11 protein-coding genes and 1 pseudogene are annotated in these 24,568 nt (G+C 51.2%); 4 read left to right on the forward strand and 8 right to left on the reverse strand.

From position 1 onward, the window contains the following. Nucleotides 1–280: 280 nt before the first annotated feature. On the forward strand, nt 281–15,163 hold the full coding sequence (locus IQ265_RS27985) for a CARDB domain-containing protein (protein WP_194059764.1): 14,883 nt from the start codon (nt 281–283) through the stop codon (nt 15,161–15,163). A 101-nt stretch (nt 15,164–15,264) separates the two neighbouring features. On the opposite strand, the pseudogene IQ265_RS29190 reads toward IQ265_RS27985, so the two are convergent. After that, a pseudogene (locus tag IQ265_RS29190) lies at nt 15,265–15,876 on the reverse strand (transposase family protein). Here IQ265_RS29190 and IQ265_RS30945 point away from each other — a divergent pair. Continuing rightward, nucleotides 15,871–16,113, forward strand: a complete 243-nt coding sequence (locus IQ265_RS30945) for a hypothetical protein (RefSeq protein WP_347404972.1) — start codon at nt 15,871–15,873, stop codon at nt 16,111–16,113. The pseudogene IQ265_RS29190 and the gene IQ265_RS30945 overlap by 6 nt on opposite strands. Before the next feature lie 145 nt (nt 16,114–16,258). Here the strand turns inward: IQ265_RS30945 and IQ265_RS27995 are convergent, their stop codons facing one another. Next, nucleotides 16,259–18,283, reverse strand: coding sequence for a DNA phosphorothioation-associated putative methyltransferase (locus IQ265_RS27995; protein WP_228037942.1), 2,025 nt, complete (start codon nt 18,281–18,283; stop codon nt 16,259–16,261). A gap of 152 nt (nt 18,284–18,435) precedes the next feature. Here IQ265_RS27995 and IQ265_RS28000 point away from each other — a divergent pair, with 152 nt between their 5' ends. Together IQ265_RS28000 and IQ265_RS28005 are read left to right on the forward strand one after the other, a co-directional pair. Further along, nucleotides 18,436–19,641: a phosphoadenosine phosphosulfate reductase family protein gene (locus IQ265_RS28000; RefSeq protein ID WP_194055125.1), complete on the forward strand. Its 1,206-nt coding sequence runs from the start codon at nt 18,436–18,438 to the stop codon at nt 19,639–19,641. Nucleotides 19,642–19,651: 10 nt separating this feature from the next. Then, nucleotides 19,652–21,046 (forward strand): Uma2 family endonuclease, encoded by a 1,395-nt coding sequence (locus tag IQ265_RS28005; RefSeq protein ID WP_194055123.1) that lies wholly within the window; start codon nt 19,652–19,654, stop codon nt 21,044–21,046. Between the two features lie 9 nt (nt 21,047–21,055). Here the strand turns inward: IQ265_RS28005 and dndE are convergent, their stop codons facing one another. The 6 genes from dndE to IQ265_RS28035 are packed head-to-tail and all read right to left on the reverse strand — an operon-like array spanning nt 21,056 to nt 24,503. Continuing rightward, entirely contained in the window at nt 21,056–21,448 is a 393-nt protein-coding gene (dndE, locus tag IQ265_RS28010) for a DNA sulfur modification protein DndE (RefSeq protein WP_194055121.1), read from the reverse strand. 2 nt (nt 21,449–21,450) lie between these two features. Beyond that, the gene (locus tag IQ265_RS28015; protein WP_194055120.1) at nt 21,451–21,789 is read right to left on the reverse strand and encodes a HepT-like ribonuclease domain-containing protein; all 339 of its coding nucleotides are present in this window, start codon (nt 21,787–21,789) and stop codon (nt 21,451–21,453) included. Next, nucleotides 21,773–22,078, reverse strand: coding sequence for a nucleotidyltransferase family protein (locus IQ265_RS28020; protein WP_194055118.1), 306 nt, complete (start codon nt 22,076–22,078; stop codon nt 21,773–21,775). Before IQ265_RS28020 ends, IQ265_RS28015 begins: the two co-directional genes overlap by 17 nt. Further along, entirely contained in the window at nt 22,079–24,049 is a 1,971-nt protein-coding gene (gene dndD, locus IQ265_RS28025) for a DNA sulfur modification protein DndD (protein WP_194055116.1), read from the reverse strand. Next, nucleotides 24,046–24,186, reverse strand: a complete 141-nt coding sequence (locus tag IQ265_RS28030) for a hypothetical protein (RefSeq protein WP_194055114.1) — start codon at nt 24,184–24,186, stop codon at nt 24,046–24,048. The genes dndD and IQ265_RS28030 overlap by 4 nt, the downstream gene beginning before the upstream one ends. Continuing rightward, entirely contained in the window at nt 24,183–24,503 is a 321-nt protein-coding gene (locus IQ265_RS28035; RefSeq protein WP_194055112.1) for a nucleotidyltransferase domain-containing protein, read from the reverse strand. The genes IQ265_RS28030 and IQ265_RS28035 overlap by 4 nt, the downstream gene beginning before the upstream one ends. Between the last annotated feature and the right edge of the window lie 65 nt (nt 24,504–24,568).

Consider the following 24,568-nt stretch of genomic DNA (forward strand, 5'->3'; position numbering starts at 1 on the left):
TAAACCGCTCTTTCAGCGAGAGACGTAACAGGCTTGGCAGTGGGCACAAGCTTGTCCTTAATCGGATGAGACTGCACTGGAGACTAAGGCATTTTTGGGGCAGGAGAGTGGAGCGAAAATTGTGGCTTCTTTTGATTTGATCCTGTAACACCTGTAGCAAAACAACATAAATTTTAGCTCTGCTGTGAGTGTAAATTACTACGAATACTGTAATATGATTTGCACTGTTTTTTTACAAAAGAAATTCAGTAAGGGTGCGTTGCTCTCAATTTGCTAATCTTTGCCCATTCTGGTTCCTAAAGGGAGTCAAACACGCATGGCTGGTAGAAGTTGGAAGAATGCTGCTAATGGAAACTGGAGTGCCTCAACAAACTGGGATACGGGCGTTCCAGTAACTACTGATACGGCTTCAATTACACTTAATGGGCTCTACACGGTTGATCTGGATGTTGATACCACGATCGTTGGACTTGCATTAGGCAATACAACAGCTGGAAGCCAAACGCTCATTTTGAATGGGTACACTCTTACCTTAAATGGTGCCAGTACAGTCAACAGCAAAGGAATTCTCAACTTCAACGGTGGAACTCTAACAGGAACGGGCAGCCTCACCGCAAATGCTGGAAGTACACTCATTTGGAGTGGTGGAACTCAGTCGGGCAGTGGCAAGACGATTGTTACGGGCAACTTGCAGATCAATGATGACAATTACTACAAGAACCTGGATGGTCGCACCTTAGAGACTAGAGGCAACACCACTTGGACAGGCAATACCTTACACCTGTACGGTTCCAACGGCGCAACTTGGAACAACACCGCTAGTGGCAGCATCGACCTGCAAAGCGATGCAGACTTTTATGGCGACAGTAGCACCACCTTTAACAATGCTGGAACGCTAACGAAGAGTGTAGGCAGTACAGATGGCACAGATTCGTCCGTCATTTCTGCACTCTTCAACAACTCCGGCACTGTCGAAGTACAGCAGGGAGTATTGTCTTTACAAGGAGGAGGCAGTAGTACAGGCAACTTCAGTATTCAAAGTGGTGGGTCTCTAGAGTTTAGTGGTGGCACCCATACTCTGGGTAATAGTTCTTCCATTGATGGAGCAGGCAAAGTTCGATTCAGTAACGGCAGCACGACCGAAGTTGGAGGTGCTTATAATCTCACAGGTACTACTGAAATTACAGGTGGCATAGCCAACTTCGGCAGTAGCAAGGCTATCAGCACAACTAACTTTGCTCTTTCTTATGGTGACTTGAGTGGTTCGGATACTGTCACTACAACCAATATGGTTTGGAGTGGTGGAACTCAGTCAGGCAGCGGCAAGACAATTGTTACAGCCAGCTTGCAGATCAATGATGACAATTACTACAAGAACCTAGATGGTCGCACCTTAGAGACTAGAGGCAACACCACTTGGACAGGCAATACCTTATACCTGTACGGTTCCAACGGCGCAACTTGGAACAACGCCGCTAGTGGCAGCATCAACCTGCAAAGCGATGCAGACTTTTATGGCGACAGTAGCACCACCTTTAACAATGCTGGAACGCTGACCAAAAGCCTGGGAGTAAGCGATGGCACAGATTCGTCTGTAATCTCTGCCCTCTTCAACAACTCTGGCACCGTCAAAATCCAGCAGGGAGCACTCACTTTTACTAGTGGGTATACTCAGACAGCAGGCTCAACAATCCTTAGTGGCGGTTTGTTGACAGCAAATGCTGCAATCGCCCTTCAAGGAGGTTCACTCTTAGGCTTTGGAAATATTACAGGTAATGTTTCTAACGCAAGTCAGATTGACCCTGGTTTAGGAACTGGCATTCTCAACATCGACGGAGACTATACTCAAGCAGGAACTGGCATTCTCAATTTTGACTTGGGTGGACGAACGGCTGGAACAGCTTTTGACCTGCTCAGTATCACTGGAACTGCCACTCTGGATGGCACGCTCAAAATCAATCTGATTAACGGCTTCACACCTACGATTGGAGACACGTTCCAAGTTCTAAAAGCTGGCACTCTCAGCGGCAGTTTTACGAATATTCAGGGTTTGAATCTGGGAAATGGTGTAATTCTTGCACCAACCATTGCTAACAATAGCCTTATACTGACAGCAACCCAGGACGCTAATTATAAGCCAGGAACCCTCTCCTTCAGTGCTCCTACCTTTAGTGTGAATGAGGATGGTACAACTGTTGCGGCTGTCACTGTGTTCCGGACAGGTGGAAGTGATGGTGTTGTAAGTGCCTCAATTGTATTGAGCAATGGAACAGCAACCTCACCTGCGGACTATGATTCTACACCTGTTGTCGTCAGCTTTGCTCCTGGAGAAACCAACAAAACCGTTACGATACCAATCGTAAACGACACTTTCTACGAAAGTGATGAGACGATTAGCCTAACGCTCACTAATCCTACGGGTGGGGCAACACTTGGAACTCAAAAAACGGCTGTTTTGACAATTATTGATGATGATAAATCAGCTGGTATTTTAGCTTTTAGTAATGCAACCTTCAGTGTGAATGAAGATGGCATACCCATCACCACGATTACGATTACACGCACAGGTGGTAGTGACGGGGCAGTAAGCGCCACCGTTTACCTGAATAACGGTACTGCAACTTCACCGGATGATTATAACAGCACTCCAATTGTTATTAACTTTGTCAATGGTGAAACGTCCAAAACAATCGCAGTTCCAATTTTGGATGATGTGATTTACGAAGGCAACGAAACGCTCAACATTTACTTAGAGAATGCTACAGGTGGAGCAACCATTGGCGCTCAAAGTTCTGCCACTCTGACGATCGTCGAAAATGAAGTTCCCGCATTTGGGGCACTTGCCTTCAATGGTGCTACCTATAGCGTGAATGAGAACGGTGTACCAATCACTGAGGTTATAATTACACGCACTGGTGGTAGCGATGGAACAGTTGGAGTAACTCTTACCCCCACCAATGGTACTGCTACTACCCCCGCTGATTATGACAGTGCCCCTATTACAATAGATTTCGCGGCAGGCGAAACCAGCAAGACTATCACCATTCCGATTGCTGATGATACGCTTTATGAGAGCAATGAGACAATCAATCTAACCTTAAGCAATCCGACAGGTGGGGCGACACTTGGTACTCAAAAAACAGCAATTCTCACAATTGTAGATGACGATGCTGTGCCAGGAGTTTTGTCCTTCGGTAGTTCTGCCTTTAGTATCAATGAGGATGGCACGCCTGTTGCAGCTATCACGATTAATCGAACAGATGGCAGCGATGGTATTGTTACAGCAACAATTACGCCCACTGATGGCACCGCTACTGCTCTAGCAGACTATAACAGCGCTCCGATCGTGGTTACTTTTACTGAAGGTGAAACCAGCAAGGTAGTCACTTTGCCCGTCATTGACGACAGCCTTTCTGAAGGTAGCGAAACGATCGATCTGATTCTCGGCAACCCAACGGGTGGAGCAACAATTGGCGCACAAAGTGCAGCTGTGCTCACTATTCTTGATGACGACGTTCCCGATCTTGTTGTTAGCAATATCGTTGCGCCAGTAAAAGGAATTGCAGGACAACAGATTGAAGTTGCTTGGACGATTACAAACCAGGGTACAAAAGACGCAACTGGAACTTGGACAGATTCAATCTATCTCTCTGGCGATCAGCAACTTGGGAATGATCAAGCCTTGGGAAGCTTCTCCTTCACTGGTACGATCGCGGCAAGGCAATCCATTACTCGCCAGCAACTGGTAACGCTACCGACAGATTTGACTGGCGATCGCTGGGTTGTTGTTCAAGCGGATACTGGAAATCAAATTACTGAATCTGTAGAGGATAACAATGTTGTCGTTGATAATCGGTTAATTAGTCTAAAGTCGCCTCTATTGCCCGATCTGAAGGTTACAGAGGTTACTGCGCCACCAACAGCCTTATCTGGCGGACAAGCGACAGTTAAATGGACGGTTACAAACACAGGTACAGGAGCGACGAATTCACCAGTTTGGTATGACAGCGTTTGGCTTTCCCTTGACAATGAGTTTGACAACACTGATATCTTCGTGGGGCGGGTAGCGAACCCCAGCTACTTAAATCTAGGAGAGGGTTACACCAATAGCCTCACAGTCTCGCTTCCTCAAGGCATTGCTAATAATTACCGCTTCATTGTTAAAACAGATGAATACAATCAAGTCGAAGAATTAAACAATGAAGGTGACAACTTTGGAACCAGCGCTCCAACGGATATACAACCATCGCCGCTAGCGGACTTACAAGTATCTTCAGCAAATGCTCCTACTCAGGCATTTTCAGGTCAATCTCTGTCTTTAACCTGGACAGTCAGCAATGAAGGCCAAGGCAAAACGTTAGGAGATTCTTGGTACGATGCCGTCTATATGTCTACCGATACAACGCTAGACAATCAAGATAAGCTGCTGGGATTAGTTTTACACACTTCTGAGTACGAATATCTCTACTACGTTCCTGATGGGCTATCCAAAAATTTGATTCGCTCAGGTGTTTTAGGATCAAATGAAAGTTACAACGCTACTCAAAACTTTGCTTTGCCTATTGGTATTAGTGGCGATTTTTTCTTCCTTGTACAAGCTGATACATCTAATGAAGTTTTTGAGGGTGGTTTTGAATCTAACAATGTCAGTTACGATTCGATCGCTACACGGGTCACTCTAACGCCTCCTCCTGACCTTGAGGTTGAAAGCATTGATGTTCCCACAGCGGCATTAGCAAGTAATCCATTCACGATCAATTATCGGGTTACAAACTTTGGAGCAACTGTAACACCAAACTTCTCTTGGCAGGATGCTTTTTATCTATCAGCTGATGATCAACTTAATTTAAATACAGACCTGTATTTAGGAATCCGGAACCACTCTGGAGCCTTAGAACCAGGCGAGTCTTATGATGGCTCTGAAACCTTTACGCTGCCAGATAGATTAACAGGCAACTACCGTATCTTTGTTGTCACCGATAGCGGAAACGATGTCTTTGAACTTGATAATGCGAACAATACTGTCATTGGTGAAAATGAGATTGCTATCTCATCTCGTCCGGCTGACCTAATTGTTCAAACAGCTGGTATATCAGGGAATGCAGAAGCAGGCAAAGCAGTTCGTGTCGATTGGACTGTTACTAATCAGGGGACTGGCAACACCGCAGTTGAGAACTGGACAGATCAAATTTACATCTCTGCTGACGGAGTTCTCGACAGTAACGATATTATGCTGGGTTCCTTTGCTCGCAGTGGTCTCTTGAATGCTGGAGCTTTCTACACTCGTAATGAGTTAGTAGAACTACCCTTCAATCTCGCTGGTGATTACAGCCTCTTTGTTGTAACCGATAGTGGTGGCAGCGTTTATGAAGCGACAAATGAAGGAAACAACAGTTCATCGGCGTTGCCTGTCACTGTAAACCGTCAAACACCAGATTTAAGAGTCACTCAACTTAATGTACCAGTTACGGCTCAATCAGGCGGAGCGTTTACTATAAATTGGACAGTTGAAAATCAAGGTATTGCTCGAACCAATGTAGATTTCTGGTATGACCAGGTTTATTTGTCTCTTGACTCAGTCATTAGTGATGATGATATTAGCCTTGATCAGGTTTATCGTACAGGTGCGTTAGATCCAGCAGCGAGCTACCAGGTAAGTAAGACCTTTACGCTACCGAGTGACTTGACAGGGCAGTTTCATGTGCTGGTTCGCACTGACAGTAGTGCAAATGTCATCGAGGGAAGTTTAGAAACCAATAATGACCTAGCAACGAACGACCTCACAACCATCAATCTTGGCGCTGTATCCGATCTCGTTGTGCAAAGTGTAGATGCGCCTGCAACTGCTATTAGTAATCAGCTGTTTTCGCTGACCTGGACAGTTCAAAATAACGGTGCAGCGACAGGCGATCGAGCATGGCGGGATACATTCTATTTATCGCGTGACCAGTTTTTCGATCGCAACTCCGACATCTTCCTGGGCTATCAAGATCAGGCTGAGGGTTTGGAAGGAGGAGAATCTTATACACAAACTCAATCCTTCCAAATTCCGCGTGGGCTATCTGGTTCTTACTACGTCTTCGCTGTTGCAGATAGTGGTGAGGACATTTACGAACGCACTGGGGAGCAGAACAATATTGGATATAACGGTAACTCAATACAGGTGAATCTGCCTGCACCGGCAGAGCTAAGCATCAGTTCAATTACGGTTCCTGCGACGGGTGTTTCTGGCAAGAACACGACCATCACCTACACAGTGACGAACCAGGGCACAAATGCAGCTGAAGGGGGCTGGTGGGATTCTGTCTACTTGTCTAAAGACAGCCAGTGGGATATCGGGGATACGTTAATTGGACAGGTCTATCACTTAGGTGGTGTTGCAGGTGGTGCAAGTTACACGGAAACACTGGAGGCACCTCTGCCTGGTGCAGTTCCAGGTAATTACAACATCATCGTTCGTAGTGACATTCGCAATCAAATTCCAGAAGTTAATGAGGCAAACAATACCCAGGCTTCGGTCGATCGCATTGCTTTAGATGCAGAGCGGTTAGATCTGGATGTTCAAGCAACAGGAACTTTAGCTCAGGGGCAGGCTGTTTACTACCGGATTGATGTCGCAGCAGGCGAAACCTTGCAAGTGAAGCTGGATAGCCAGTCGAATGCGATCAATGAGCTTTACATCCGCTATGGGGAGATGCCAACCCGCAGCCAATTTGATGTCGGTTTCTCTGAACTCTTTGTCGCTGATCAGGAAGTCGTTATTCCTACGACACGGGCTGGAACTTACTATGTCTTGGCTTACGAGAATGCCGGACCTTCAGCTCCATACACCATTAAGGCTGAGACCCTTGACTTCTCACTGCTAGACATTGGTACAAGCCGTGGTAGCAATTTGGGGCAAACCACAATCACCCTATCAGGTGTGAAACTATCAACCGATGGGGTTGTTCGCCTAATTGCAGCCGATGGAACGGAGCGCACTGCCAGTCGAGTTCTGTGGAAGGACGATTCTACCCTATGGGCAACGTTTGATCTACGAGGGTTGGCTATTGGGGAATATGACGTTCGGGTTGATGATAAAGGAAAGACGGCAACCCTTGAAGACCGTTTTACAGTTACGGCAGGACCCGTTGGCAAAGTTGAAATTGGACTCAGCACCCCTAGTGCTTTGCGCCCAGATCAGCAGGGCATTGTTACGGTTGCTTACACCAATACAGGCGAAACTGACTTCATTGCGCCTCTATTGGAAATTGTGGCTGCTAATGCTGATTTGCGGATGCCAAATCAAAGCAGTTACACCGATTCTGAAGTTCAGTTGCTTGCCATTAATACGAATGGTCCAGCCGGAATTCTTGCTCCAGGTGCTACAGGGCAGTTCTCTTTCATGTTTAAGCCTACAGTTGATGAAGGAAGTGTTAACTTCTCAGTCAGTCAACTTTCGCCTAGCAGTGAAACGATCGACTGGTCAACGGTTAAAGAGAGTGCTCGTCCCAGCGATGTTTCGCTAGAGGCTTGGGAAGCGATTTGGAGTAATTTCACGGCAGGAGTGGGACAAACAGTTGGTGATTATCTGACTGCTCTAGCGGACAATGCAACGCATCTGAGTCAACTGGGTGAATATACAGCTAACGTTTCTCAGCTATTAGGGTTTGAGTTGCAGCAAGCTGGAAATACGTTGACTGGTGTTGCTTTAACCTCTGCGATCGACCTTGTCGATGAAGCACCCGGAATCGCACTCGCATTTGGTCGAGTGTTCCAGCAATCTTTAGTAGAACGTTACACCCTTAGCTCTCTGGGACGGGGTTGGACTCACCAGTGGGATACTTCTTTAACCGCAGATGCTGATAGTAATGTCACCATCCAAACCGCCAGTGGGCAACGTGTATTTACCCGTCAAGCGGATGGGACATACGTGGGTGCGACGGGTGATTTCGCTAGCCTGACAGTTGATCAAGGTGTTTATCGACTTCGTGAACTAGATGGAGCAATTTCTGTCTTCCGTTCGGACGGCAAGCTGGATTATGTGCAGGATACCAATGGCAACCGCATCACAGCAGGGTATACTAGCGGTCGTCTTACGAGCTTGGCTCACTCCAATGGGGATATTTTAGCAATTGCCTACAATCCTCAAGGTCGAATTGGGCAAGTGACTGATTCCACAGGTCGCACCACGACCTATACCTACGATGCTGTTGGCGAGCATCTGTTATCGGTTACTGGAGTAGAAGGAACCACGTCCTACACTTACGACACGGGGCATAGCGCAGCACGAGAACATACGCTGCTATCGATTACCAATCCTGATAGCACTCATCGCTATTTCAATTACGACAGTCAAGGTCGCCTAACACGCGAGTTTGGAGATGGCGGTGCGGAATCCATTTCTTACAGCTATGACACCGCTGGCGGTATTTATGTCACTGATGCAGTAGGAAACACCACAAAGCTCTTACTGAATAGCTCTAACTCAGCTAATTTCGATTCTAAACTGGGTCAAGTCCGTGATGCTCTGGGTCAGACTACTCAGTTCAATTACGATGCCAATCAAAATCCGATTTCGCTAACTCTACCGGGCGGTAATTCTTACTCCTACGAGTACGATGCACGGGGTAATGTCATTAGCCAGGTTGATCCGTTAGGGCGCAAAATTGAGTTCACTTATGATCCAACTTTCAATCGACTCCTTAGCGTTCGAGATGCGAAGGGGAATATCGGCACCTACAATTACGATAGCCAGGGTAATTTGCAAGGGATTACCTATGCAGATGGCAGCAGTGAGCGGTTTAGCTATGACTCAACTGGCAATTTGACCAGATCGATTAACCGTCGTGGCAAAGACATTGACTATACCTACAACAAAGACGGGTTGCTGATTCGTAAAGAGTATGCAGATGGATCATTTGTCAGTTATGGCTATGACGCTCGTAGCAATTTGATCTCTGCTACCGATGCTAGTGGCACCACCCCTATGACCTATGATGCGGTAGATCGGCTGACCCGTATCGTTTACCCCTCTGGTCGCTCTCTAGATTTCACCTACGATGCGGGTGGTCGCCGCACTCGCATGGTCGATCAGGATGGCTTTGTCGTGAACTATGCCTATGATCCGAACGGACGATTGGCAAGTTTGACGAATACCACGGGTGAATTAATTACGAGCTATACCTACGATGCAGTGGGTCGTTTGGCTCTTGAAACCAATGGGAACGGTACGTATACTACCTATGCTTATGATGCGGCAGGTCAACTGCTCCAAATTATTAACCACGACAATGATGGAACTGTAAACTCTCAATTCGACTACGGCTACGATGCGCTAGGACGACGCACTAGCATGACAACGCTCGAAGGCTCCTGGCAGTATGAGTATGATGCAACCGATCAGTTAACGGGTATCACCCTTCCCGGTGGTCGTACCATCCAGTACCGCTATGATGCGGCAGGCAACCGGATTTCTGTGACCGACAGTGGCGTTGCAACCTCCTACAGCACAAATGGTCTAAATCAGTACACCACTGTTGGCAATACCACTTATACCTATGATGCAGACGGCAACCTGATTTCTAAGACTGAAGGTAGCAACGTCTGGACTTATCAGTACGATGATGAAAATCGTCTGATTGGCGTTACTGCCCCCAACGGTGCCTGGACATACCAGTATGATGCTTTAGGCAACCGTATTGCCACCATTCAGAATGGTCAACGAACTGACTATCTCCTTGACCCTACTGGTTTAGTAGATGTTGTCGCTGAATACGATAGTAGTGGAAACCTGGTTGCACACTATACACACGGTATAGGACTTACAAGCCGGATTGATGCAACTAATTCAGCAACTTACTACGACTCGGATGCTATTGGTTCAACGGTTGGTCTAACAGGTGCGAATGGTGATTACCTCAACCGTTATAGCTACTTGCCGTTTGGGGAGAACTTTACCACTATTGAAGCCGTTGCTAACCCATTTGAATATGTTGGGCAATGGGGCGTGATGGATGAGGGCAATGGGCTCGATTTTATGCGAGCAAGGTTTTACAGCCCAAGTTTTGGAAGATTTTTAAGTGAAGATCCACTAGGACTACAAGGAGGAGATGTAAACTTCTACACCTACGTCATAAATAATCCTCTCCAACAAATAGATCCGTTGGGACTTTCAGGGGGAGCAGCCGTAATAAACCTTCCTACAAGGCAACCAAAACCTACTCCCACCCCAACTCTCCCCCCAACTCCCACCCCAACTTCAACTCCTATACCAAACTCATCCCAAAACCTTGCTTCAGGGGGAGCAGCCGTAATAAACCTTCCTAGAAGACAACCAAAACCTACTCCCACCCCCAAACCCCAAAATTTAGCAGATAGAGCTTCTTCATTGTTATTTCCAGAGGCTCAAGCAGCACCAGCAATACCCGTACCACCTGGAATTCCAAGTGCTAATGGCAGCACTCCTATTGTTCGCCCCTCAGATCCTAATGATATTGTAGGCCCAGCAGGTTTCGGTGAAGAGAAATGGATTTCCTCATCTGCTCTTTTGCCCTACACTATTCGCTTTGAAAACCGTCCTACCGCTACTGCACCCGCCCAACAGGTTACCATTACCCACCCCCTCGATCCTGACCTCGACTGGCGCACCTTCCGTCTAGGCAACTTTGGCTGGGGCGATCTCATGTTTGAGGTTCCCGCCAATACCGCCTTCTACAATCAACGCTTAGACCTGAAAGATAAGCTTGGCTTCTTTATTGATGTGGTTGCAGGGATTGACATTGCCAAAGGGGAAGCCTTCTGGACTCTCACCACCATCGATCCCGCAACGGGTGAAATTCCCGTCAATCCCTTAATTGGCTTCCTACCTCCCGATAATCCCACCACCGAAAATCCTGATGGCGGTTTAGGAGATGGCTTCGTCAACTACACCGTCAAAGCCAAACGAGATGTTACAACGGGTGCAGTCATTGACGCTAAAGCCACGATCGTCTTCGATACTGAAGAACCGATCGATACTCCACCTATCTTTAATACGATCGATGCTGGCAAACCCACCAGTTCCATCGCTGCACTGCCTACCACTGCCACAGGCGAAGAATTCCTGGTCAGTTGGTCTGGTAACGACGGTACCAATGGCTCCGCCCTAGCAAACTTCACCATTTACGTCTCAGACAACGGCGCACCCTTTACCCCCTGGCTAGAAAACACCAAACTCACCGAAGCAACTTACATCGGCAAACCCGGTCACACCTACATCTTCTACAGCGTTGCCCGTGATAACGCAGGCAACCTTGAAGCCACCCCCACGACTCCAGACGCACAAATCAGCGTTCCCGGCACTGCGGTTGACATTGGAACTCTCGCTTTCAGTGCGACTGAGTTTAGCGTCAACGAAGATGGCACTCCCATCATTGCCATCACCGTCACCCGCACAAACGGCAGTTCTGGAGCAACTAGCGCCACGATCGCCCTGGCTAATGGTACTGCCACTGCTCCGACTGACTACAACAATGCCTCTATCCCCGTTAACTTCGCTAATGGAGAGACAACAAAGACGGTTGTTATCCCGATCTCCAATGATGGATTGTATGAGACGAATGAAACGATCGCTTTAACGTTAAGTACTCCGACTGGAGGAGCTGCGATCGGCACACAGAACACTGCAACGCTCACGATCGTCAGTGATGATTCGCTGACTGTTGTTAATTCCCTGCCCGACCTGAGTACCGCAGAAGATACGTCCTTCATCTTCACGATTCCTGACAATACCTTCAACGCAGACTCCACCGTTAATCTCAGCTACAGCGCCACTCTCAGTAACGGAGCTTCCTTACCAACCTGGTTAAGTTTCGATCCGACCACTCGCAGTTTCAATGGCACGCCTACAAACGAGCAGGTGGGAACTCTCAATATCCAGGTAACTGCGACAAATAACACAGGCAGCAGCAGCAGTGAGACCTTCACGCTGACAGTGACAAACACCAATGATGCGCCGATCGCGAGCAACGCGATTTCGGATCAAATCGTTGCAAAAGGCTCGCCTTTCAACTTCACACTTCCAATCGATACCTTCAATGATGTAGATGCAGGCGATACGCTAAATTACGCTGTCACCTTGAACAATGGTGATCCGTTACCAACCTGGTTAAGCTTTAACCCAACCACTCGCACCTTCAGTGGCACACCGCCAGCCAATACCGGTAGTCAGCTCAGTATCATAGTCACTGCAACGGATATGGAAGGCGCATCTGTCAGTGATGCATTCGACCTAACCATCCTCAACGTTCCACCCGTTCTCGACCTGAACGGAAGCACAGCAGGAGCCGATTTTGCCACGACTTTTACAGAGGATCGGGGTGCGATCGCAACAGTAAGTAGTAGTCTTACCCTGATCGACACAGACAATACCACCGTTACTTCAGCCACGATCACCATTACCAACCTAGTAGACGGTGCTGCTGAATCCCTCTCTGTACCCAACACCTTCGGGTACATGACTGCTGCCTACGATGCTGCAACCGGTACGCTTCACCTCACAGGTCCAGCAACCCTGATCCAGTATCAGCAGGTTTTACGCACCGTCCGCTACAACAACACCTCTCAAAATCCAGATCCTACTCCTCGCATCATCACCCTTGTCGTCAATGATGGGACGGCCCCAAGTGCCCTTGTCACCTCCACCGTGACCATTGTTCCGGTCAATGATGCCCCCGTACTCGATCTCAACGGTGCTGCTACAGGGCTTAACGCCAGCAGCACCTTCACAGAAGATGCAGGCTTCACCCCCATCGTCAGCAGTCTCAACCTGAGTGATGTAGATAGCCCCAGCATCAATGGCGCGGCTGTCAGCATTCGCAACCTGAGCGATTTGGGTCAGGAGTTCCTGGCTGCTAATACAACCGGCACCAGCATTACGGCTAGCTATGATGCTGGCACAGGCGTACTGACCCTGCAGGGCATAGATACGGTTGCCAACTATCAGCAAGTTCTGCGCAGCCTTGCCTACAACAACACCTCTCAAAGCCCAACCACAACCTCTCGTCTCATAGACTTCGTCGTGAGCGATGGCACCGCCAACAGCAAGATGACTACCGCTACGGTCAAAGTTGTTTCTGTGAATGACCGACCCTTAGTTGCCTTGACAGGGACGTCTGCTACCTATGCTGAAAACGGTTCCAGTGTAATTGTTGATGGTGGTCTTACCCTTAGTGATGCAGACAATACAACCCTGCAAAAAGCAACCGTGCGCATCACTAACTTTGTCTCTAATCAAGACAACCTCAGCTTCATACCTGTTGGAGCAATTACCGGAAGCTTTAGCGCAGGTGTTCTGACCCTCACTGGAACGGCTTCCTTGGAGGACTATCAAAGTGTCCTGCGCTCAGTGACGTACAGCAACAGCAGCGACAGCCCCAAGACAACCCCGCGCGTGATTCAGTTTGTGATTAATGACAGTAAGTCGAATAGCCTTATCGTCAACAGCACAGTAACAATTACAGCGGTCAATGATGCACCTGTTCTAAACCCCACTGGTGTTAAAAACCTCACAACCATTAACGAAGACCCGACAATTAATGCTGGCACGCTTGTCTCCACCCTGCTTGGCACTGCCGTTACTGATTTGGACGCAGGAGCTCTGCGTGGCATTGCCGTTACCAATACTTCTGGTTCAGGCATTTGGCAATACTCCACCGATGGCGGTAGCACTTGGTTCAGCTTCCCAACCGTCAGCGAAACGGGTGCCCTCTTACTCGCCTTCAATAACCGCATACGCTTTAGCCCCGACCTCAACTTCAATGGCACCATTAACTTGAGCTATCGGGCTTGGGATCAGACAATTGGCAGCCTGGGAAGTCAGGCAGATACCAGCAGTAATGGTGGTGGTACTGCTTTCAGCAGTGCGATCGCAACCTCTAACCTAACCATTAACCCTGTTAACGACGCTCCCGTCACCTCGGCTCCAGGTGCTCAATCGATGGACGAAGACACCGTGCTGGCCTTCCCCACTGCTACGGGTAACTCAATCAGCCTAAGTGATGTTGATGCAGGCACTGCGCCGGTTCAACTCACCCTGAGCGCTACCAATGGAAAACTGCAACTAGAAAGTTTGGACGGGCTAGCCAATGTCACCGGTAATGGCACTACAAAAATTACAGCAACGGGAACACTGGCCGACTTAAGTGTTGCGCTCAATGGCTTGAAGCTCACGCCGACCGTCAACTTCAACGGCACCGCTAAGCTGACTATCACTACCAATGATTTAGGCAACAGCGGTAATGGCGGGGCAAGGAGTGACAGCGATGTCATTAACATTACCGTTAATCCTGTCAACGATGCCCCTGTCAACCAACTACCAGCAAAGCTTCAAAGCATTAAGCAAGGTGCATCGCTTGTCTTCTCTAGCGCTACTGGCAATCGTATCTCAATCAGCGATATTGATGCTGGTAGTGGTATCGAACAAGTCATCCTATCCGTTACAGAGGGTGCCCTTGCTCTCGGCAGTGTTGATGGGCTTACGCTGGTTGAGGGCAACAACACGAATAGCTTGAAGGTGCAAGGAACTCTCTCTGCTCTTAACACTGCGCTCAACGGCCTACGCTTTACCCCGGATCCTTTGGCTGTGATTGCTGGAGCCGTAACTCTCACTGTCACCACAGATGACTTAGGCAGCACTGGAGGTGGAGAAGCCAAGGTTGATACAGACATACTCAACATTACGGTCACTCCCACTAATCCAGTGACTAGGACAGGGAGGAATGATAGTTTATACAGTTCATCGGCTGCTAACTCCATTCGAGGTTTGGCAGGAAATGACATCCTCTATGGCAATGACGGTAATGACATTCTCCTGGGTGGTGAGGGCGATGATGTCATTTACAGTGCCGCAGGGGATGATTTCATAGACGGTGGTTTGGGCAATGACACCCTTTGGCTAGGTGGGGGGCAAGATGTCGTTGTGCTAGCAAAAGGTAATGGGTTGGATACGATTTACAACTTCCCATCCGGTTCTACCCGCTTCAAGTTAGGCGCAGGTTTAACCCTCAATGATTTAACGATCGTACAATCTGGTAGCAGCACCTTAATTGGTATAACCAGTGGAGAGCAATTAGCCTCTCTTATGTGGACTCAATCAAGCAGCATTACTACTAGCAACTTCATCTACTCAGATCTTGCACCTTGACAGTGGGAATGAGAGGAAAGGGAATGAAACCAATAGAGTTGTTGTGAAACAGTGAGCCATTGATCAGTTGTTGTCGGGGTTAGTGATTTTGTGTCCTCACCCTATGCCGCCTCCAAACAGAAGTTCCACAGCCCGGCAGCCGTGACCATCGAGCGGTCATCAAAGCCTTCAATCCGGTTGCGATAGACCTGATGCGCAATTCCGTAGCGCTTGAGGCCCGCAAACGAATGTTCACACACCACTCGCTCGCTGGCTAACGCTCGATTGTCTGCTTTCTGCTCGTCGCTGAGTTGTCCCCCGCGCAGCTTTTTGTGGGGCAACTCGACATTGACCACCTCATTCTGCAGTCCGAAAAAGCCCAGGTCACCCTGTATCGACACCTCATCAGGTATCCACTTTGCTCAGCCTTCCTGGTTTAAGATGCCTTTGTCATTGTGTCGGCCCGCATAGGCATGACTGAAAGTTAGTATCTTCCGGTTCGGTTCTACCAGGGCCAGATGTGAGCGGGTATGTCGCGTCTTCTTGCCTAAGTAGTCGTCCCGTTGCTTGTCCTTATCTTTGGCCCGTTGCACGGGCCGCTCAGTGGCGTCAATGATCACCCGCTTGACCTGTGGGAAGGCTTCGACAAACTCACTCATGCTGCTCAGCTTCCGTTTCGGTAATACGAGTTTTTGGCCTAATGCGGCTTCGAGTAAGGGCTGTAGGCGATGCATCCAGCGGTTGGCCTACGACCGGTCGAGGTCAAACAGCGGACCGGCGAGGTCAAACGTGGGATAGCACTTGACGTAAAACAGGATGTAGATGAGTTTGTCTTCGACGCTCGCAAGTCGAGGCTTACGCCCCCCGCCCACCGACCGCTCTCTCGGCTGCTGGCTACGACGGGGGATGGGCGCTTCGGCAAGGGCTTGAGCAAACGAGGGTTGGAGCGCCGCGAGGGCTTTGTGATTTAGACCTGTCAACGCCCGCAGCAATCGGTCATCCCGTTTGACGCGCTCTAGATCCAGCATCGGGCTACCGTCTCAACACCTGTATTGGTGTAGCTAATTTCCATCTATTTCACAACAGGTCTAATAGATTCATCGGTGATTCGTCCTATTATTGAGCTTTGCGCCGCACCAGCCGGTGTCCCCGTAGTTCTACACTGTGGTCAGCCAAACACTGCTCCCAGCCGCGCTGATCAAAAATCGCCTTCACATCGTCGAGCAGGCCCCACTTTTGCTCTTGCTGGCTGAGTTTGGCGAACTTGGCATAGTTAGGATAGTCGGGGGCAATAGTCTGATCTTTTTGGTGGAGCAGGGGAGAGTTGTCGGGGTCGTAGTCGCGGCAGCGCACGTAGAGATCTTGAAGGGCGATCGCCATGCTGGTCCTCAACGCCGGGTGCGGCTCTTTGTCGAAATTGGGAAATGCCAGGTAGGTGATTTGTGGCTTCTGAACATGGAACTTCACTACTGTGGCTTCCTCGGGGCGGCCAATAGTGCGGGATGCACACCCTTCGTAAAGGCGTAGCAGCGGGTCGAGCTGATCTAGAGCAGAGACATGCACCCACAGGGAATTGGGTCGCTGCTGGCCGATCGCACTCTGTCGACAGCGCTGTTCGATCATCTCCGTGCGGCCCAGGGTCATGAGCATCAGATCGGCGGCGGTGCAGGCCTGCTGGTAGCTGCCGAAGAGGGCTTTGATATCGGCCTGTACTGAGGGGGAGAGGTCTTTGAATTTGGGGCGATTACCGAAGTGGCTGAGGGCCAGGTAGACGAGTAGATCGTTGCGGCGCTTGTCAGCGATCGCATCCCACTCCCCCACATCGGTCGCTTGCAGAACGACGGTGAAGGCTCGCTTGATGCTGCCAAAGGTCTCCTGTAGGGGCACAGCATGCTGTGCCCCTACCTCTTCAACGGTGGGCAGGCGACCGCGATCGGTGTAGAAGTCCATCAGCGGTTGGAGGCGATCGCGGTATTCCTCAAACTTGCTGACCTTGAGGCGAATGCGCGGTGCCGTAGCATGGGAGCGATAGCGGGAGGCGCGGAAGGCTTCGGCCTGGGCCTCGTCGCGAAAGACAAAGTAAATCCCCAGAGCGATGGGGATGGCGTCTACGCCGAGCACCTGGTCGATGTAGGCTTTGAGTTCTTCTTGCTCGTAGTATTTCTGGAAGGTGTTGCGGCTGGTGATGATGCCGTCGCCGTAGGCAATGACGCCTCGGGTGCGATCGTCGATCAGCACCTGGGCGGCGACAATGAGCACCTTCTGGGCCAGACCCCAAGCGTTAATCAGGGCTTCCCTGCGCTCGGCGGTGTCTTCGATGACGTTGATCACGTAGCCCAGGTTGACCACATCGGCGGGGGTGTGGGGAATATCGAGGCGAAAGTGAGGATCCCAGCCGGAGCTGGTGAGGCCCAGGCGGTGGATGTACTCAATATCGGCTCCATGGCCGCAGCCGTAGTCGAAGTAGGTGGTGTCGGGCGGAAAGAGTTCAGCTTCCACAGCGAGGCGGACGGGTTTAGATGCAGTGACGCGGGCGATCGCCGCTTTGTGCCTCTGAATCTTGGGCTTGGCCTGTTGAGCCGACTTGATCGGGCAAGCCAGGGCGTGGTTGTGGATTTCGATGCCCTGCTGAGCGAGGCGGCGTTCCCAGTTGAGCTGGGTGCCAATTTCGCGAGAGTTGTCGAGCAGACCCATAGCGACCTGCTGCTGGGTCAAATGGGCAAAGCGGCTGTAGTGGGGGTAGTCAGCGGTAATGAAGGTTTCTTTGCGGTGGAGCAGCGGCGGGTTGGGGGCATCGCTGTAGTCGCGAGTTTCGACGGTGCCGGTGGCCCAGTCCACAATGGTGCTAGTGCGGAGCAGGGGGTGGGGTTCGGCGTCGAACTCGGGGTAGTAGAGGTAGGAGAGTTTGGGCTGGTCGAAGTGGAACTTGACCAGGGTAAAGGGCAACTGCTTTGTTAGCAGGTTGCGGGCGCACTGTTCTTGATGTCGCAGGGTGCTATCTATAGATGGCAGGGCGGATTTATGAATGTAGAACGCATTGGGCAAGCATTTGCCGATTGTGCTGCCCTGACAGTGCTTGACCAGCTCGGCGTGGGGCAAGCTTGTAGCGGGTTGCGACAGAACATCAACACTCTGAGTCATATTCAGTACACTTGTATGACACCTCTAACAGGCATTCTCTGGCCCCAAACCACCTAATTCAAAAAGAAACTCCTACATCTAGCGCCCCGGTATCCCTTTGCCGTTAGAATGACGCTACTCAACGTTTATTGCCGCTGTAATGCTTGGCTTGAATGAGAACGCTCAGCCTATTTGAAAGCGATCGCCTCTCCCTTGACCGCAGCACTGAGCTATCGGCGGAGTCGTTGCGCCACTATGGTTCTTTGTATAAGCATTGGGCGATCGCGTTCTCGGGCGGCAAAGATTCTTCAGCCACCGTTACATTAGTTGCCGATTTAATTGATAAGGGTCTGGTGCCTCGGCCTGAGAGCGTTACAGTTCTCTACGCCGATACCCGCCAGGAGCTGCCGCCGCTGCACAATGCGGCCATGGCTCTGCTGGCCAAGCTGAGGGAAAAAGGTTTTGATACCCGGGTCGTGCTGCCCAAGCTTGACCACCGCTACTTCGTCTATATGCTAGGGCGAGGGGTGCCGCCGCCGAGCAACACTTTTCGCTGGTGTACGCCCAAGCTCAAGGTGATGAGTATGGAGCGGGAGCTAGAAACCCTGCGGCAGGAGCGGGGCGAAAAGTTTTTCATGCTGACGGGGGTGCGGGTGGGCGAATCTGCGGCGCGTGACCAGCGAGTTGCCATGAGCTGTAGCCGCGACGGTGGCGAGTGCGGTCAGGGCTGGTTTCAGCAGACCACCTCTAGTGCGGTGGCCGATACGTTGGCCCCGCTGCTGCACTGGCGAGTCTGCCACGTGTGGGACTGGCTAGTGCAGGCCGATGTGGAGCTAGGCTACCCCACCTTCGACATTGCCGAGGTCTACGGCCACGACCCCCAGGATGACCTGGGCGAAACCGAGTCGATCAACGCCCGCACAGGCTGCATTGGCTGCCCGCTGGTGCAAGAAGATGCAGCTCTAGAGCGGGTGCTGGCGAACGCGAAGTGGACTTACTTGGCCCCGCTGCGGCAGCTGCGCCCGCTGTATTGGGAAGTCAAGAAGCCTCAGTACCGTTTGCGGAAGCATGGGGAAGTGAAGAAGGATGGTTCGTTGGCGAAGAAGCAGGGCCGCTTGGGGCCGCTGACCCTGGAGGCGAGGGAGTGGATGCTGGGGGAAATTCTTCGCATTGAAGCAGAGGTGAATGCCGGGGCGGCCCAGATGGGACAGCCGGATATTTGCCTGATTAGCGCTGAGGAGCTGGCCCGCATTCGAGAGCTGATTGCTGCCGAGACTTGGCCCGAAAAGTGGGATGGCACCGAGCATCGCGGTGACGAATGGCTGCCGGAAATCTTGTCGGATGGGAGTGTGCAACCGCTAATTTTTAGTGAGTGGTAGACGATTATCTATGCACCCCCCCAAGACTGAGCTGTTTGACAACTGGCTCAACAGCAAACCAGAGGGCAATCTGGAGCTGATTGAGGGGCAGCTGATTGTGGGCAATTCTCTCATGGGGAGTCGGTTGCTGCTGAGGCAGATTTTGCAGGGCTGGGGGGCCGAGGCCGCGATCGCACTGGCCCCAATCGAAACCTGGTTCCAGGCCCTGGTTGCTGGCTATAGTCTGCCGCTGCCGCAGACAGGTTCTATCAATGCCCAGCTCAATGAGTTGGAGTCTGCCGCTAGTGCGATCGCATTTACCCCAGAGGTCCTATCGGCGGGCAGTGTTCAGGTTACCTGGCCCCACCACCGTCTGCGGCAAAAGCTGATCATGGATCTGTTTCGGCTCGATGGGCAGGTGGGCGGGCATTCCCTCGGACGCGATTTTGTCATGCGGCTAGGCAATAACGGCTTTACGCCAGACCTAGTGTTCTTTAAAAACCAGGGGTTGAACCAGCTCTATGAGGCGTTTTTGAGCGGCCCTGCGGAGCTGGTGATCGAAATTGTGATGCCAGGGCATGAAGACTGCGATCGCACTACCAAGAGTAATTACTACCAGGCCGCAGGTGTTCTTGAGTATTGGCTGATTGACCCAGCGGCGCAGCAAATAGAGTTTTACCGACTGGATGATGGGCAGTATCAACCCCAGCTGCCAGAGACCGATGGCTACTACCGCCCTAGCAGTGCTCCGGGGTTGGCCTTCAGGCCCAGTGCCCTTTGGCAAGAGGAGACCGATCAAACGCCGTTAGAACCCGATGCTTTTGTGGTTGAGCAGGCATCAGGGGGCTATCAGCGCCATTACGAGGCCGGGCCACAGTGGGGGGCGGCCCTATTTATCCCCAACATTCAAGCCGAGCCCGTGCCCCTTTGCTTTGAGGAATACATTAGCTGGAGCCCCCGGGCCAAGTTTGAGTTCATCGACGGTAAGCCGCTGATTGGCTCGACCCCAGGTACGCGCAACGTGTTAGCCATGCTGATGATGACGTTTGGGCTGATCAGCACCGTCAAGCTGCTGCCTCCCCAGTGCTGGATTCAGGGCTTACGGCAGCGGATTGAGGCAGAGCAGCGGGATGCAGAGCGCAAAGCTGAATGGTGGACAACAGCTCGACAGGCCGCAGAACGGCTTAGAAGTCATTTTTCGGTAGAGCGGCTGGGGGTAATTGGCGAACTGGCCATGGCTCAACCGCTGAACTACTGGTCAGACATCACGCTGGTGCATTGGGATGAACTAGATAACGCTTGGCAAGCCTACGACCTGCTGCGTGACCTTGATTCAAACTTGCGCATTAATCTGCTGTGGGTCGATGAAGGGTGGTTGACGGCAGATCAGCTCTGGCAAATTGAGCGTCATTTAGTAGAGCTGTGATTATTTTGGTCAAGTCCGTTCGGGCAAAGCGAGTTGGCAAAAGTTTTCAATCGATTTCAAATTGAGATCACCCGCTAGGTAGCCGATGCCCCGGTGCAGGTGCAGGCGGAGCTGGGTGGTGAGGGTTTCTGCGTCTGTCCCTAGCCCATCTTGGTGGCAGCGCTGCTTAAGGGCGATAAGCAACTGGTCGGCAACAGGGCCACCGAAGACCTGCCAGGTCATTTCTAAGTTGCTGTCGGCGGGGATGGGTACGGGCGAGGGTATAGACGGTTCTGCCAGGGAGCGACATAAGGCCCAACGACAAAGCACATTCCATGTAGAGATTTTGGTTACGCGCTTGAGCTTGATCAATTGATCTTTGGCGGCTTGCGAAAGTTTAATGCGATCGGTAGGAGGTTGCATAGCTATTGGTCTATTTGTGTTTCAAGCTCACGAATCAGCTCAGGCAGATCTTCGACAATGGTTTGCCAAAGGACATCAGTATCAATATCAAAGTAGGCATGAGTCAAGCGGTTTTGCATGCTGATGATCTGGGACCAGGGAATTTGCGGAATCTCAGCTTGCCGTTCTTTAGTGATTTTGGCGGCGGCTTCACCAACAATCTCAATAGCTTTGACCACGGCTAGCAACAACATGGCATCGGCATCGAGGGAAAGTTTGCTTCTGCCTTCCATGAATGCGATCGCCTGATTAGCGGCATCTAGCATATGCCTCAATCGAATATCGTCATTGAGCGCTGTCATACTGAACTACCGCAGTGCTTAGAACGTCGTCTCGAAAATAACGGCTTAGATCCTTGGGAGTTCTCAAATCGACCTCGCGGTGAATTAGGTTAGATAGCTCTAGTTCTAAACCCGCTAGACGAATGAGTCCGGGAATATGATCGGCCTCAAATTCGACCAAGAAATCGACATCACTCTCAGCGCTAAAGTCTGGCCTCAGCACAGAGCCAAATACCGATAGCTTTTTAATGTGGTGGCGTTGGCAAAACTGTTTAAGCGCAGCCTGAGGAAGTTCAATTTGCATAACCATCTACCAAAAGTAACCCGATACCACTGCTGTCTGTCGCTGTTTTGGATCGTACTCCAGCATATATTCACGGGAAATCGCCCCTGCCCCCCGCAGCCGATCTACCTCTTCGGCGCGAATTTCGGTGTCGGTGGAGAGCAGTATGACTTGGTGGCTGGCTTGGGGAAAGTAGCTATCGACCAGGTGGTTGCGGTGTTCTGAGTCGAGTCGCCCTAGGGGAGTATCGATCGCAACGGGGAGCTGCCGACCAGAGCTATTGGCTAGACCCCAAAGGAATGAAATGGCGAGTAGCTGCTTTTCACCGGCAGAGAGGCTTTGAATGGGTAAGGGTGCGCCTTCGGTATCGTAGAGGTCAAGGCGAAAGGTGGCTGGGTCGATCATTACCTGGCTCACCAGGCTAGCTTTGTGCAGTAGCAGTTTAAGGTACTGGGTTACCTGAGTCTCAAGGGCGCTAAGCTTTTTCTCGGTCAATTTTTCTCTAAAGGCCGCTAAGGTTGCCTGCACCCTAGGGGCGGTGTCTAGCAGAATGTTGGCTTGGCTGTCGGCGATCGCATCCTTGCCATAGCTGCTGAGGGCTTTCTGCAAGGTTTGCCGCTGCCGTTCTAGCTCGCCGTAGCGGCAACGGTGGATTTCCAAGGCCATCTGGCATTCTTTTAGATCGGTTTGAGCCGCGTTGCGGGCTGACTTGAGGGTTTCGTAATCTTCGGCAGAGGCGGCTTTGGCCGGTTTGCCCTCTAGGGCATCAATGTCGTCGTTGAGCTGTTGCAGGGCGCTGAGGTGGGTTTGGGTTAGCTGTTGCTCGTTGGCCAACTGGTGCTGAAGGATGTGGGTGAGCTGAGCCAGGCTATCGTCTGAGGCCTCAAGCCAGGCGACGCCTGTGGCGGTGGTGATTAAGCTTTGGCTCTCTTGCTGCATAAACGCCTCAATTTGCTCTTTCTGGATGGGCTTGAGCTTGAGCTGGCTGAGCAGGTCAAGCAGGCGCTGGTCGTGGTTGACTAGGGCTTCGCGGGCGATCGCAGCTTTTTGCTGGTCTTGCTCTCGTTGTCCCTGGGCGGCTCCATCAATGAGCAAACCCTGAATCATGGCTAGGGGCAGCACCGAGGCTGCTAGGTCGTGGAGCGCCTGGGTTTGAATTTTGATTTCGGTGCGCCAGGTTTTCACCTGCTGCTGGAGGGGTTCGGCCTGTTCGGTGATGTGCCCGCCCCCGGCAAAAAAGCGGTCTTCGGCTTCTTGCGGGGCGGTTTCGGCAGCGGCAAGATCGGCCTCGCGTTGCTCAATGGTGGCGGCTTCGGTAGATAAATCGCGATCGGCCTGGGTGAGCTGGTGGCGCAGGGTTTCTACCTGCTGCTGGGCGGCGTCATCCCCTAGTTCGGCCTGTTTGCGGCTAACCAAAACTGCCAGGTCGTTGGCGAGGCGATCGGCCAGTTCTAGCCCCAAAACGGCGCGAATGGCGCTGACCACGCTGGGAGGCGGGGTGTCTTGTTCAGCTAGGGCTTTGACCTGTTCACCGTCGAACAAAAATAGGTTAGAGAGCCCCAGGGGTAGCCAGTCTTCGACTTGTTCATCCCAGTTTTGGGTGAGGTATTCGTTGGGCCAGCCGTCTAGCTCGACGGTAAGGGTATCTTTGCGGCCCCGCTGCCAGGTGCGCCGCACCTTTACCTGGCCCAGCTTTTCGATGCCGCTAATGTAGATCACGTGCTCAAAGGTGAGTTCGACTGCGGCACTCTCTTCGGAGGCGGCTTGATTGTTGACGCACTGGGTCAGAAAGTTGACATAGGCCAAACTGCGGCGGCGGTCGATTTGAGCACGTTGACCATACAGGGCTAGGCGAATGGCATCCATCAGGGTGGTTTTGCCGCCGCCATTCAGCCCGCCGATGAGAATGATGGGGCGACCGGCTTCGAGGCGCAGGTTGAGGCTGTGCTGCCCGTAGTAGGGGCCAAAGTTTTCTAGGGTGAGATCGAGGAAGATCATAGGGTTTGTAAGTACTCTCTCACCTGGCGTACGAAATTCTCAGCCTGTACGTAGCATTCATTGGATGCTTCTAGAGCATTTTGGGCCTGCTGAAGTCGCGCCTTAACCAGAGCAGCAATATCGTCTGACTGGCTCATGCAGCTATACCCTCTGAGAGAATGTTGTGAACGAGAGGGCTGGCGGTATAAGGGCTAGCCTCAAACTGCTGGTGAGAATATTTGACTGTGGTAATAACCACGTCATGGTAAAAGCCAACTTCCCAGGCAATGTCGCTAACGGCTTTCCAGATGGTGCGGTCTAATTTGTCTACAACGACACAAATATCAAAGTCTGAATCGGGCTGGGCGCTGCCCTTGGCCCGTGAGCCAAAAGCCCAAATGCTGGCCTGGGGAAATTGGCCACGAATTTTGCTGGCAAATTCTGTCAAAATTTTCTGATCGTGTGCTGACAGCATGATGCGGTGTAGAGATTAGCCCACAGCCTTTTGGAATGACTCAATTGTACCTGGGGAACCCTACC

Source organism: Nodosilinea sp. LEGE 06152, from assembly GCF_015207525.1.
Lineage (GTDB): Bacteria > Cyanobacteriota > Cyanobacteriia > Phormidesmidales > Phormidesmidaceae > Nodosilinea.

What these genes read in the sequence shown, in the direction of transcription:
- dndD (WP_194055116.1), bottom strand. Translation starts at nt 24,049, where the DNA reads ATGATCTTCCTCGATCTCACCCTAGAAAACTTTGGCCCCTACTACGGG.
- dndE (WP_194055121.1), bottom strand. Translation starts at nt 21,448, where the DNA reads ATGCAACCTCCTACCGATCGCATTAAACTTTCGCAAGCCGCCAAAGAT.
- IQ265_RS28030 (WP_194055114.1), bottom strand. Translation starts at nt 24,186, where the DNA reads ATGAGCCAGTCAGACGATATTGCTGCTCTGGTTAAGGCGCGACTTCAG.
- IQ265_RS28000 (WP_194055125.1), top strand. Translation starts at nt 18,436, where the DNA reads ATGAGAACGCTCAGCCTATTTGAAAGCGATCGCCTCTCCCTTGACCGC.
- IQ265_RS27995 (WP_228037942.1), bottom strand. Translation starts at nt 18,283, where the DNA reads ATGACTCAGAGTGTTGATGTTCTGTCGCAACCCGCTACAAGCTTGCCC.
- IQ265_RS30945 (WP_347404972.1), top strand. Translation starts at nt 15,871, where the DNA reads ATGCATCCAGCGGTTGGCCTACGACCGGTCGAGGTCAAACAGCGGACC.
- IQ265_RS28015 (WP_194055120.1), bottom strand. Translation starts at nt 21,789, where the DNA reads ATGACAGCGCTCAATGACGATATTCGATTGAGGCATATGCTAGATGCC.
- IQ265_RS28020 (WP_194055118.1), bottom strand. Translation starts at nt 22,078, where the DNA reads ATGGTTATGCAAATTGAACTTCCTCAGGCTGCGCTTAAACAGTTTTGC.
- IQ265_RS28035 (WP_194055112.1), bottom strand. Translation starts at nt 24,503, where the DNA reads ATGCTGTCAGCACACGATCAGAAAATTTTGACAGAATTTGCCAGCAAA.
- IQ265_RS28005 (WP_194055123.1), top strand. Translation starts at nt 19,652, where the DNA reads ATGCACCCCCCCAAGACTGAGCTGTTTGACAACTGGCTCAACAGCAAA.